At 49.9% G+C, this 12026-nt stretch carries 11 protein-coding genes; 8 read left to right on the top strand and 3 right to left on the bottom strand.

The window, feature by feature from the left end; translation table 11 throughout:
* Positions 1 to 198: 198 nt before the first annotated feature.
* Together B0F88_RS08170 and B0F88_RS08165 are read left to right on the top strand one after the other, a co-directional pair.
* Positions 199 to 1158 carry a hypothetical protein gene (locus B0F88_RS08170; RefSeq protein WP_258076597.1) on the top strand — a complete coding sequence of 320 codons (960 nt, stop codon included), beginning with the start codon at positions 199 to 201 and terminating at the stop codon, positions 1156 to 1158.
* A 58-nt stretch (positions 1159 to 1216) separates the two neighbouring features.
* Entirely contained in the window at positions 1217 to 2221 is a 1005-nt protein-coding gene (locus B0F88_RS08165) for an Lnb N-terminal periplasmic domain-containing protein (protein ID WP_104423450.1), read from the top strand.
* Between the two features lie 36 nt (positions 2222 to 2257).
* On the opposite strand, the gene B0F88_RS08160 is transcribed toward B0F88_RS08165, so the two are convergent.
* Positions 2258 to 2671 (bottom strand): hypothetical protein, encoded by a 414-nt coding sequence (locus tag B0F88_RS08160; RefSeq protein ID WP_104423449.1) that lies wholly within the window; start codon positions 2669 to 2671, stop codon positions 2258 to 2260.
* A 103-nt stretch (positions 2672 to 2774) separates the two neighbouring features.
* Positions 2775 to 3479, bottom strand: coding sequence for a Crp/Fnr family transcriptional regulator (locus B0F88_RS08155; protein ID WP_104423448.1), 705 nt, complete (start codon positions 3477 to 3479; stop codon positions 2775 to 2777).
* 475 nt (positions 3480 to 3954) lie between these two features.
* On the opposite strand from B0F88_RS08155, the gene argA reads away from it, so the two are divergent.
* Positions 3955 to 5271, top strand: coding sequence for an amino-acid N-acetyltransferase (gene argA, locus B0F88_RS08145; protein ID WP_104423447.1), 1317 nt, complete (start codon positions 3955 to 3957; stop codon positions 5269 to 5271).
* Positions 5272 to 5280: 9 nt separating this feature from the next.
* Positions 5281 to 6132, top strand: a complete 852-nt coding sequence (gene cpdA / locus B0F88_RS08140; protein ID WP_104423446.1) for a 3',5'-cyclic-AMP phosphodiesterase — start codon at positions 5281 to 5283, stop codon at positions 6130 to 6132.
* Between the two features lie 13 nt (positions 6133 to 6145).
* On the opposite strand, the gene B0F88_RS08135 is transcribed toward cpdA, so the two are convergent.
* Positions 6146 to 6694 carry an RNA pyrophosphohydrolase gene (locus tag B0F88_RS08135; RefSeq protein WP_104423445.1) on the bottom strand — a complete coding sequence of 183 codons (549 nt, stop codon included), beginning with the start codon at positions 6692 to 6694 and terminating at the stop codon, positions 6146 to 6148.
* 161 nt (positions 6695 to 6855) lie between these two features.
* Between B0F88_RS08135 and B0F88_RS08130 the strand changes: the two genes are divergently transcribed.
* The 4 genes from B0F88_RS08130 to B0F88_RS08115 all read left to right on the top strand — a co-directional run bounded on the left by B0F88_RS08130 (position 6856) and on the right by B0F88_RS08115 (position 11804).
* A complete protein-coding gene (locus B0F88_RS08130; protein WP_104423444.1) occupies positions 6856 to 7542 on the top strand; it encodes a histidinol-phosphatase in 687 nt (228 codons plus the stop codon).
* Positions 7543 to 7770: 228 nt separating this feature from the next.
* Positions 7771 to 8661, top strand: coding sequence for a cysteine synthase CysM (cysM, locus tag B0F88_RS08125; protein ID WP_104423443.1), 891 nt, complete (start codon positions 7771 to 7773; stop codon positions 8659 to 8661).
* A gap of 87 nt (positions 8662 to 8748) precedes the next feature.
* Positions 8749 to 10800, top strand: a complete 2052-nt coding sequence (locus B0F88_RS08120; RefSeq protein ID WP_104423442.1) for a C4-dicarboxylate ABC transporter — start codon at positions 8749 to 8751, stop codon at positions 10798 to 10800.
* A gap of 137 nt (positions 10801 to 10937) precedes the next feature.
* Positions 10938 to 11804: an ion transporter gene (locus tag B0F88_RS08115; protein ID WP_104423441.1), complete on the top strand. Its 867-nt coding sequence runs from the start codon at positions 10938 to 10940 to the stop codon at positions 11802 to 11804.
* Positions 11805 to 12026 lie beyond the last annotated feature (222 nt).

Below are 12026 nucleotides of genomic sequence, written 5' to 3'. Positions count from 1 at the left end.
TTATTGGGGCTGCTGATAAGCTGAATTTGTACTTAATTTTGATTCCAACGCGTAATGGTTTTTACTTTGAAAAATATCGCAAGCGTCCGCTTTTTAGTTTCTTTGTTACTGCTGTGGATGTGTGCAGCCGATGTTTACAGTGATGCGAGTCATCTAATATCGTGCGGATCCTTCTATAGAACATTGAACGACTTGAACTTGCAGCGACCGCCAAGGCGGGTGCTGCTTGTGCCTTTACTGAGCCGGGATCCGCACACGACTGAAAGTCCGAGGTGGTCCGAACAGCCTGCCCGCACTCTGGAAGCGTTTTACCGGAACCGGTTCAATGCCAACGTCACGCAACTGCGCGACGTCTGGAGCTGGACGGATTATTTTCAACAGGTCGATCAAATAGTGAGGCATTCGCCGCCTTTCGACCGGGTTATGTTCATCAGTCACGGCGGTTTCGACGGCCCGGTGCTCAAAAATGCCGTGTTTTGGCAAAACTTTAAAGTAACGGGGAACAAAGGTGAGTTAGTTCAGCTTTCCGAGGCGCAACCGGGACTTGAGAATGAGTTGTCCATCACCTACGATGTCGAAAAAAACCGCGTATTCAGCAACTATATGGTCACGCGCTGGCCGGAGTTGGCGCCGATGAAATCGTCCGACATCCTGCGCCAGCTTAAAGGGCTGGAAAAACAGATACAGCCGCTGGATAACGCCTGTTTTCAACTTTATTGCTCGCCGGAGCGACTGGCTACAAGCCCGGAAGAGCAGCGCGGATACCGGCTTGAGCTCTGCGAACAAGTTTGCCGCGAACCTCTGTTCGATCAAAAGACATCTGTTGAAATATCCCCGGAACGGTTCTTTCATTTCACAAAATCCCTGAGTTCTCTGGTAACGGCAGACGGCCTGATTTTTTTCGGTTCCTGCAATCCGGGCAGTGCGGCGCCGGAAAAAGCACTGGAGCCGGATAAAACCGAGTTGTTGATCAACTCGACTTTGGGTGGCGGGCCGCACAAGAGTTACGTGCATTTGATTAGCGCAGTGACCGATCGGCTTACCGCCGGCCCGATAGGGCAAAGTAGCGCCGACGACATTGTAAATCGAATTATCATGTTTGAAACCGGCCGCCCGCAACGCAATTTATGCATCGTCGCTCCTTCTGGAGCTAAGTAATCTTAGAAAGCCACCGATTCCGGTGCGAGAGGTTGCACGCCAAGTTTTGGGCGGAATTATGAATAAACGCATCAAAGGATTTTTCCTGGCATCGATGCTGATCGGAACAACGGTCTGGGGCGTGTTGGCTGTATATTACGGCGACTCCCGGACAGGGTTGGCCCAAACCTGTGTGGCTGCGGCATTCGGTCTGTTCGGCTTTGCGGTATTAACAGGCGTTTTATGGTTTCGTTGGCGCATTCAATGGGTTACGGGACATCTAGTCGTGTTTATCGGCATCCTGGTTTGGTGGCTAGGGATTGCGCCTTCGAATGATCGAGCTTGGCAAAAGGATGTCAGTCAACTTCCCTACGCCACTTTTGATCGGGACATCGTCACGGTACATAATATCCGCAACTTTAATTACCGGACTGAATTTGATTATCAACCGGCTTATTACGATAAATCCTATGATGTAAGCAAGCTTGATGACGTGGATCTATTCGCCTTTTATTGGATGGGGCCTGCCATTGCGCATACGATCATAAGTTTTAATTTCGGTGAGCAGGATCATCTGGCTGTTTCGATTGAAACCCGCAAAGAGCTGAATGAGGAATATTCGACACTTAAAGGATTTTTCCGCCAATACGAGCTTATTTACGTCGCAGCCGACGAGCGCGATGTCATCCGCTTGCGCAGCAACTATCGCAAGAATACTCCCGAAGCGGGGTATCTTTACCGAATAAAAGGCTCGCAGAAAGACGGGCAACGCTTGTTTCTGGATTACCTGAAAAAGATCAACGAATTGCACGAAAAGCCTCGGTTTTATAATAGCTTGCTGGATAATTGCACCACGGCGATTTGGGTTCGTTCATCGGTCACCACGGAACATTTACCCTTTTCCTGGAAAATTCTGCTGAGCGGTTACCTGCCGGAATATCTCTATGAGTCGAAGCTGCTTGAGCAGCAGCTTCCTTTATCTGAATTGCAGCGGCAGGCTTATATCAATAGCTTGGCTCAGGCAGCAGATCAGGCGACTGACTTTTCCGAGCGAATACGCCTGATTCATACGCCGCGCCCGTAACGAGGATTTTTGACCTTAGGCCGGCACAGCAAAGAGTTACTCCTGGGGCCAGTAGAATGACAGCGAGGTTGCCCTGTTATTGCCTATCCTGGCCTTTTGCCGCATGACTTTCCCGTCTTTCTCAGCGGTAACGATGTAATTGCCTGGTTTGAGCCGGGCAAAAAGATAAGGTCCGTCAGTTACGGTTTCAACAAGCACGTTACCCTTTGCATCGGCAATTCGAACATTGAGGTCGGCAGCAAATTCGCCTGATCCTTTAGCGGCAAACAACAGGTTCAAATTGTAATCGCCTTTAATAGTTTTCATGGCATTACGTTCGTCCTCACCAATGCCGCCGCTTACGAATGTAACATCGCCTTGTGTCTGCGGGTTGAGTGGATATTCATCGGCAAATGCATACAGGCTGAACAGGAAACATGGAAGGATCAATGTATAGCGTAATTTTTTCATAAATAATTTTCCTTGAAAATTGGAAGGTTCAGTACATATTTACAGTGCGCGTATCCCAGCCTGGGCCATTGTACGGATGAGCGGCATCGGCGGCAGCCTAAGCCTAACCCAGAATACGCTCGTAGGTTTCATTATTAATCCGATAACACCCGCAAGAAGCGTCTTCCAGACCGACACGGTCGAGAATCGTGATATCCCCACGTTGGTAGTTGATGAGCTTTTGCTTCTGTAGTGAGTTTGCCGCTTTGGTGATGCCGACGCGCCGTACACCCAGCAAATGGGCCATCAGTGTGTGCGTGGCATGGAAGCTGTCGGATTGCACTCTGTCCTGAGCCATCAACAGCCAGCGGGCGAGGCGCTCCTTCACCAGATGGAACCGGGTACAGACGGCCCTTTGCGCGAGTTGACTCATCGATACATAGAGATAATGTTTCAACTTTAGCTGTAGCGCGGGGCTCTGTTCGAGTTCACGTAGAAACGATGTCGCCGTTATGCGTAGCGCTGGGCCGGCTCCCTGAACCATAGCGTGAAACGGCGCAACATCGACTCCCAGCATCAGGCTAATTCCGAACATGCCTTCATTCCCGATCAGCCCCATTTCCAAGTTTTCGCCGCTATTGAGGGGCGCCATCAAGGAAACGAAGCTTCCGGTCGGAAAGTAAACATACGGAATTATGTCTCCCGCGAGGTAGAGCTCCTCGGCAAAAACGAGATCGATTTGTTCGCAATGTGCGAGCAGCTGTTCTCTATCCTTGCGGGGCAGGGCAGCCAGAAGACGATTATTAGTAGGCGCAACTTGGTTGGACACGGATGCTCTTCTCCTGAGATATTTGGTGGAAACCGACAGGCGGTACAAAAATTCAGGACAATGGTAATAGCGAAGTCGGCGGTGACTAGGGAGGATGGCTCCACTAATCAGGAAACCAATCTAACTCAGACGCTTTCTGTCGTCTGTGCGTTAGCACACGTACAGTCGTTTGACCGGGAAAGCCTGGATTGAGGAGCGAAGTTTTTAGTATAGTACTCTCCCTATTTCAGACCACGGCTTAAGATAGAAAATCTTATCGAGAGGCAAAATGAAATATGACCAAGGTACGAAAAATCATACAACGGAACTTAAGGCTACTGCATTTCCATTATGCGATTATTTGTAGAACAAAATCGGACCAATTAGAAATAATTGTTATCATGCATTTAAGAAAAAATTATTGGCAATCTCGGACATAGCAAGTACTGTAGGATTGGCCGACGAAGAAAACCCATCTCACACTAATCAAATAATCATGGAAGCACAAAAATCATTCGTCAGCTGGTTTAGGGACTCATCTCCCTACATCCATGCCCACCGCAATAAAACCTTCGTTATCTCATTCGGCGGCGAAGCGGTGCTGGCTGACGATTTCGAACACCATGTCCATGATTTCGCCTTGCTCAGCAGTCTGGGCATACGCCTGGTTTTGGTTCACGGCATACGCCCGCAGATTGACCAGCGGCTCGTCAAACTCGACGTTCCGGCCCGCTTTCACAATAACCTCCGCATCACCGACGATGTGGCGCTGCAATGCGTCAAGGAGGCCGCCGGATTGGTTCGCGTGGAGATTGAAGCCTTGTTATCGATGGGGCTGGCCAACTCGCCGATGGCTGGGGCGAAAATCAAGGTGGCTTCAGGCAATTTTGTCGTCGCCAAGCCGATAGGTGTGATTGACGGCATTGACTATTGCCACACCGGCGAAGTTCGCCGCATCGACAGCGCGGCCATTCATCAGCAACTCGATCAGAACAATGTGGTGTTGATTTCGCCGGTCGGTTATTCGCCGAGCGGGGAGGTTTTTAATCTGTCGGCCGAACAAGTCGCCACGGCGGTTTCGATTGCATTAAAAGCGGAAAAGTTGGTTTTATTGACCGAGCAAAGTTGTTGCAACCCCGATAACGGCGAACAAATCCAGCAAATGACCACCGCTGAAGCTGGCGCCTTTTTGCAGCAACATTCAGATATATCCACCAGCATCAGCTTGCCGCTCAAAGCCGCGATGCAAAGCTGCCAATCCGGCATCGACCGCGTGCATTTGATCGACAGAACGATAGACGGCGCGCTGTTGCTTGAATTATTCAGCCGTGACGGCGTCGGTACGCTGGTCAGCTCAACCGCTTTTGAAGAATTGCGCCCGGCCGCGCTGAACGACATCGGCGGTATTCTGGAGTTGATCAAGCCGCTGGAGCAGCAAGGCAAGTTGGCCAAACGCTCCAGGGAAAAAATTGAAATGGAAATCGCCGACTACATTGTTATCGAGCGCGACGGCCTGATTATCGGCTGCACCGCTCTGCACCCCGATGTGCAAAACCGGTTCGGCGCGATTGCCTGTCTGGCTGTGCATCCTGATTACCAAGGTTCGGCCAGGGGCAATCGGATGCTTGAATATGTCTATCGTAAAGCCGGAGAACTCAAGCTTAAAAAATTGTTCGTGTTGTCCACGCAAACCATGCACTGGTTTATTGACCGGGGATTTTTATCGTCATCGATCGCTGATCTGCCCGATCCGCTCAAGGCGTTGTATAACCCGCAACGTAACTCTAAAGTCCTCTGTAAAGACCTTGCATAGTATTTGCCGATGACCGATAGTCCCGCCTGCATATCCATTCTGCAATTATCAGACCTGCATATTCTGGCGGAACCGCAAGATAAAATGCTGGGAATTAATACCGAGCATTATTTTCAGGCCTGTCTTGAGCAGGCGGTTCGACTCCGCTCACGACAGCCCGTTCGACAAAGCTCACGACAGGCTTTTGATGAACAACAGCATTTCGATTTGATTCTGCTGACCGGCGATTTGGCGCAGGATCCTTGCCCTGCCAGTTACCGGCGCATCTTAGGCAGCCTTGAAGCCTATGAAACGCCATGTGTTTGTCTGCCCGGCAATCATGATGATTATGAGTTGATGCAGCAGGTGTTTAATACCGACAGGATTAACTGCCGCAAACAGGTTTTACTGGATAACTGGCAGGTGATAAGCCTGAACAGCCAGATACCTGGAAAGCCGGGAGGTCGTTTGTCGAATGAGGAGTTGGGATTTCTTGAAAACTGCCTAACCGGAAAACCGGATCACCATGCACTTATCGCCGTCCATCATCATTGTCTCGAGACCAACAGCTCGTGGATGGACACCATGATCATAGAAAACAGGCAGGCGTTGTTGGCGATAGCAGGCAAATATCCGCAAGTCAAAGCCATAACCACCGGCCATATTCATCAAGTCATGGATATAAAGACGGCAAGCTTCCGCGTATTCGGCGTACCTTCAACCTGCTTTCAATTTGTGCCGGGAAGCACCGAATTCGGTGTGAACGACACGGCTCCGGGTTATCGATTAATAGAGCTGTATGCCGACGGCCGGGTTGAATCCGAGGTTGTTCGTTTGCCGGAGCCGTTAGCCGAGCTGCAAATAAATACGCACGGCTATTAAGGCCGCTTATGGCTTACCGCTTGCGTCTTTTGCCTCTTGGATTTTCAATTTCTTTAGCCAAGTACCCGGCTGGATCAACCGGCACGCTGTCGGCGGTCAGAATAGCGCCCAATTCGCTCATCGCTTTGAGATAAACCTTGCGCTTGAAATATACCACGTCTTTAAGCGGTTCCCAGTAATCCACCCAGCGCCAGTCGTCAAATTCCGGTTTGGCGCACTGGTCGAAACGCACATTGGATTCATGCGTTATCAAGCGCAACATGTACCAGATTTGCTTTTGGCCTATGCATAGGGGCAGGGAATTCTTGCGGATATAGCGCTCGGGCAGCTGGTATCTCAGCCAATAGCGGGTACGGCCAAGCACCTCGACGTGCTGTTGCTGCAGTCCGGTTTCTTCGCACAATTCCCGATACATCGCGGCTTCTGGGTCTTCATTCGGATTAATCCCGCCTTGCGGGAATTGCCATGAGTTTACACCCATTCGTTTTGCCCAAAACACGCGACCCTCGTCATTGCAAAGGATGATCCCGACATTAGGCCGGTATCCTTTAGAGTCAATCATGTTAAAACCTGTGTCTTTACCTTTCCTAGTTCTTTAATCCCGCTGATGGTAAAATTATAAAGATAGGTCAGTAAGTTAAATTAATGACTGCATTGTTCCATAAATAAAGTGCATACGCCATAGGGCGCAGTTCTTTTTAATTATTCGAGACAGGTCTAACCGTGAGCTTAGCGATTTTTGATTTAGATAACACCCTGATTGCCGATGACAGCGACTACTTATGGGGGCAGTTTCTTGTCGACCAGGGCATCGTCGATAAAGATCGCTATGAAAGCGCCAACGCCAAATTCTACGATGACTACAAACAAGGCACGCTCGATATTGTCGAATTTCTCCGTTTTTCTCTGCAACCTTTGGCGGACAATGACCCCGAGCAACTCTATCAATGGCGGGCGCAATTTATAGAGCAAGCGATCAAGCCCTTGTTGTTAAAACCGGCGCAACAGCTGATCGACAAACATAGAGACCGGGGCGATACCTTGCTGGTCATTACCGCAACCAACCGCTTTGTGACAGAACCGATCGTTCAACTGTACGGCATTGAAAATTTACTGGCGACCACGCCGGAATTTATCGATGGACGCTATACCGGCGGATTTGACGGCATTCCCTGTTTTCGGGAAGGCAAGGTTAAATTGCTTGAAGCATGGCTGGAAAATTCAAACGAAACCATGCAGGACAGCTGGTTTTACAGCGATTCCCACAACGACCTGCCGCTGCTTAAGCTGGTAGATCATCCCGTTGCCGTCGATCCCGATGAAAAACTGAGCGAATTTGCGAGTGCCGCCAATTGGCCGATCATCAGCCTTAGGAACGGCCAATGTCCGACGCATCATTTTCATAAATAAGAAGGTTAAATAGAACACGGATGACGCAGATGAGACGGATTTAAACGGATTTTATTTTTAAACCATGAAGAACATGAAAAGCATGAAGGATTTAAGTCTTCATGTCCTTCATGCTCTTCGTGGTAATTGCTTATATTAAATTATGCATATTCGTTAATCCGCCTTATCCGTGTTCTATTATGAAATTTGCAAACTTACTCGTCACCCACAACCGAGCCTATGACTACCATGACTTTTCCAACCATTGAATCTTTCGTCGGCAACACACCTCTGGTCAGGTTGCAGCGCTTGCCCGGCAATACCGGCAATACCATCCTGGTTAAGCTGGAAGGCAATAACCCGGCCGGTTCGGTCAAAGACCGGCCTGCACTGAGCATGATTAAACATGCAGAATTAAGAGGCGAGATCAAACCCGGCGACCGGCTGATTGAAGCGACCAGCGGCAATACCGGCATTGCGTTGGCGATGGCGGCGGCGATCAAAGGCTATAAAATGACCTTGATCATGCCGGATAACATGAGCGAAGAACGCAGGGCTTCGATGAAAGCCTATGGCGCCGAGATTATCCTGACGCCTGCCGCAGGCAGCATGGAAGCGGCGATTGATCTGGCCAGGGAAATGGAAGCGGCGGGACAGGGCAGGGTGCTGGATCAGTTTTCAAATCCCGATAATCCGCGCGCCCATTATGAAGGCACCGGGCCTGAGATATGGCGCGATACCCGTGGACAAATAACCCATTTCGTCAGTTCCATGGGCACGACCGGCACGATCATGGGGACTTCAAAATTCCTGAAGGAACAGAATGCCGGTATCCAGATTATCGGCGTGCAGCCGGAAGGCGAGTCCAAGATCCCCGGCATCCGGCGCTGGCCCAAGGAATATTTGCCGAAAATCTACATGGCTGACCGGGTTGACCGGATTATCGACGTCGATCAGGAATCGGCTGAAAACGTCACGCGCGCTTTGGCCGCACAAGAGGGTATTTTTGCCGGTGTTTCATCCGGCGGCGCTGTTCATGCGGCCTTGAGTTTGTCTGAGGAAGTTGAGAATGCGGTAATTGTGGTGATCATCTGCGATCGGGGCGACCGGTATTTGTCTACGGGTATTTTTCCTGGCTAATGAAAGCCAGTCGCCCTTATTATCATTCCCACGCTCCGTCGTGGGAACGCAGTCCTTGACGCTCCAGCGCCGCGTTGAGCCAAGTTAATGTGGGCGCGTTTTGCCAAGATAATCTGGGTCATCATCGCTGTTTCAACAACACCGATTGCCTACGCACTGGACAGCGTATCGCTAAATGTCGGCACTCTCTCAGGCGATCAATGGCAATTGGAAGGCGTCAATATCGCCTTGACCGACCTGCCGCAAAGCCCGCAAAAACTGGCGTTAACGATCAAGCGGTTAACCCTGCCCAAGCCTTTCAACGACCTCAATCTGGTCAATATCCGCTGTACTTCATTCACCTGGCAAAACAAGGAACTGTTGTGCGAACAAGGCAGAGCCCAGATGCGTTCAAAACGCTGGCAGTCGCCGGCCGCCAACTTTTCTTTTCATGTCACCGAAAAGCGCAGTTCGTTCAAGTTAAGCAATCTGCATCTGGCTGGAGGAACCGTTGCGGTTGACGGCGAAGAGCGGGGCGAGCTGTGGCAGTTGCAGATTGACGCCAAAACTGTCGACGGCAAGTTGATTCAACAGCTATTGCCGCAGGATCGGTTCAAACTGAAAACCGGCAAAATCGATATTAAGTTACATGCATCCGGCAGTCATGCCGAGGTACATGAGTTTACCCTAGCAACCGGGCTTAAGGATTTGACCGGGCAGACCAAAGACGGGAAGTTTGCCGCCGAGGCATTGGCATTGCAGTCAACTTTGAGCGCCCAAAACAATAACCGCTTGTGGCAATGGCAAAGTCATTCCGATGTTAACGGCGGTGCGTTATATGTCGAACCCCTGTATATGGAGGCGGCCGGACAAGCTATAGTTTTGGATGCGCAGGGCGACTGGGACGCATCGAAGCAACGCGTCGGAATTGATGTCGCCAGTTACCGGCATGAAAAAGTCGGGATGTTAAGCGGCAGCTCAATCGTTCGGTATGGTAATAGCGTAAATATTGAAAAGGCCGAACTCTCGTTGAACAGCGGTAACTTGCAGGACTTGTCCGCAATTTACCTGAAACCGTTTTTTGAACAGACTGTACTGCAAGGCGTCTCGCTCGCAGGCAGTTTAAAAGCCGATTTTTCCATTAATCAACAATCCTTAACCGCCTTGTCGGCACGCTTTGATAGCCTCGACATTATTGATGCTACAGGGCGTGGCGAGGTTCAGGGCGGCGTCGGCACACTTAACTGGGCGAATGACGAAGCCTTTAACAAGCCATCGGAATTGGCCTGGAAACACTTGCAACTGCGCGCCTTGCCGATAGGCCCGGCCAGTCTCTCGTTTCTGAGCCGGGGCGACAGCATCCGGCTGTTAAAAAAGACCCAGCTGCCTTTTTTGGGCGGCGAAATCGCCATCAATCAATTCAGTTGGCAGGCAAAAAAACAACAGGAAGCCGAGGTGTCGTTTGAAGGCGATTCAAGCGGCTTATCGCTTGAACAACTGTCCTTGGCCCTAAACTGGACGCCCTTGTCGGGTACCATCAGCGGACACATTCCCCGAGTCGAATACAGCAATAAAACGCTGAGTCTGGGCGGCGAATTGATCGTCAAGGTTTTTGACGGTGAAGTTAAGGTCAGTAATCTGGCCTCTTCGGGATTGTTTACCGATTTCCCCAAGTTTTTCTGCGACGTGGAAATTAACAACCTGGATCTGGATCAGCTGACCGGCAAATTTGAATTCGGCGGCATTACCGGCAAGCTATCGGGATACGTCCGGCAGCTGTACATGGAAAATTGGCATCCGGTCAGTTTTTTTGCTTGGCTGGGTACGCCGGAAAACGATGATTCACGGCACAGGATCAGCCAAAAAGCGGTCAAAAATATCGCCAGTATCGGCGGCGGTGGCGCCTCGGATATTCTGTCCAGAAGCTTTTTAAGTTTTTTTGAAACTTTCGGCTACGACAAGCTGGGTCTGGGCTGTTATTTACATGACGGCGTGTGCCAGTTGATGGGCGTGGAGGCAAGGGAATCAGGCTATGCCATTATCACCGGCGGCGGCCTGCCCAGGATTGAGGTGCTCGGCTATAATTCCCGCGTTGACTGGAACGTGTTGATGGAGCGATTAGAGCGTATTTCGTCATCGGACGAAGTCATCATTGAATAAGGTCTGTTATTTGAGCCCGGCAAAACATCAAGAAGGACACGAATAAATTTTCGGCTACTCAGTTAGCTACGTGCTACGGGAAACGATTTGCTTGCGTGTTAAAAAATCTTTGAATATCTACATAAAGTTATAGCGTTATGAACATGAGAAAAACGGCAAAAATAAAGCCCCATTATAACCAGGGTGAATCCTTGTCGCCCTGGCGGGAGTCGCTGAATGACATTATTTTTGGTTCTGAAACGCGCAAGGGAAAAGCGTTCGATACCGTTTTGAGTGTTTGCATTATGCTCAGCGTGTCGGTCGTGATGCTGGAGAGCATTGATGCGATACACCGGCAGTACACCCGGATATTGGATAGCGCCGAATGGATTTTTACCGTGTTATTTACCGTTGAATACGGCCTGCGCCTGATTAGTGTGCGAAGACCCTGGCTCTATGCTAAAAGTTTTTTCGGGATGGTGGATTTGTTGGCGATTTTACCGACTTACTTGATTGTCCTGATTCCCGGCGGACAGGGGCTAATGGCCATACGCGTACTGCGGTTGCTTAGGATTTTTCGTATTTTCAAATTATCGGAATACTTAGCCGAAGCTCATATTATGGTGGAGGCATTAACCAAAAGCGCCCGCAAGATAACAGTGTTTCTGTATGCCATTTTAATGTTGGTGGTTGTTTTCGGTTCGCTGATGTATGTGGTCGAAAGCGGCGAGGCCGGTTTCACCAGTATTCCGGTGTCGATTTATTGGGCCGTTGTGACTTTGACTACGGTCGGTTATGGCGACATTTCCCCGCAAACGCCGTTAGGCCAGTTGCTGGCGTCCACCATCATGATTGTCGGCTACGGAATTATTGCCGTGCCGACCGGCATCTATAGCGCCGAATTGATTAAGACCTATAGCCGGGGAAAAATAAGAAACGATGCCTGCCCTGATTGTGGAGAAACCGGGCACGATTTCGATGCGGCGTTTTGCAAATATTGCGGTCATCAGTTGGATGACTTTTGACGGCAAATAATATTACTCAGGTTATTTCGTCAGCGGAAAAAAGCGCGCTGCCCGGCCGCGCAACTAACTTTATTGGAACGGGCTAAGGAAATTCAAGCTCTCTTTACAAAACAGACTCTGATTTAAACGGGATATTTTTGATGTCTGGCGTAGACAAAATTATGTTCCAGGCGCGTCCTGTTTTCAGTCGGCGCAATCAAGCTTCCAAATAGCTGTGTTCAA

Origin of the sequence: Methylobacter tundripaludum, from assembly GCF_002934365.1 — a bacterium.
GTDB lineage: Bacteria > Pseudomonadota > Gammaproteobacteria > Methylococcales > Methylomonadaceae > Methylobacter_A > Methylobacter_A tundripaludum_A.
This window is presented reverse-complemented; position numbering and strand designations above follow the sequence as displayed.

What these genes read in the sequence shown, in the direction of transcription:
- B0F88_RS08160 (WP_104423449.1), bottom strand. Translation starts at nt 2,671, where the DNA reads ATGAAAAAATTACGCTATACATTGATCCTTCCATGTTTCCTGTTCAGC.
- B0F88_RS08135 (WP_104423445.1), bottom strand. Translation starts at nt 6,694, where the DNA reads ATGATTGACTCTAAAGGATACCGGCCTAATGTCGGGATCATCCTTTGC.
- cpdA (WP_104423446.1), top strand. Translation starts at nt 5,281, where the DNA reads ATGACCGATAGTCCCGCCTGCATATCCATTCTGCAATTATCAGACCTG.
- B0F88_RS08120 (WP_104423442.1), top strand. Translation starts at nt 8,749, where the DNA reads ATGTGGGCGCGTTTTGCCAAGATAATCTGGGTCATCATCGCTGTTTCA.
- B0F88_RS08115 (WP_104423441.1), top strand. Translation starts at nt 10,938, where the DNA reads ATGAACATGAGAAAAACGGCAAAAATAAAGCCCCATTATAACCAGGGT.
- argA (WP_104423447.1), top strand. Translation starts at nt 3,955, where the DNA reads ATGGAAGCACAAAAATCATTCGTCAGCTGGTTTAGGGACTCATCTCCC.
- B0F88_RS08165 (WP_104423450.1), top strand. Translation starts at nt 1,217, where the DNA reads ATGAATAAACGCATCAAAGGATTTTTCCTGGCATCGATGCTGATCGGA.
- cysM (WP_104423443.1), top strand. Translation starts at nt 7,771, where the DNA reads ATGACTTTTCCAACCATTGAATCTTTCGTCGGCAACACACCTCTGGTC.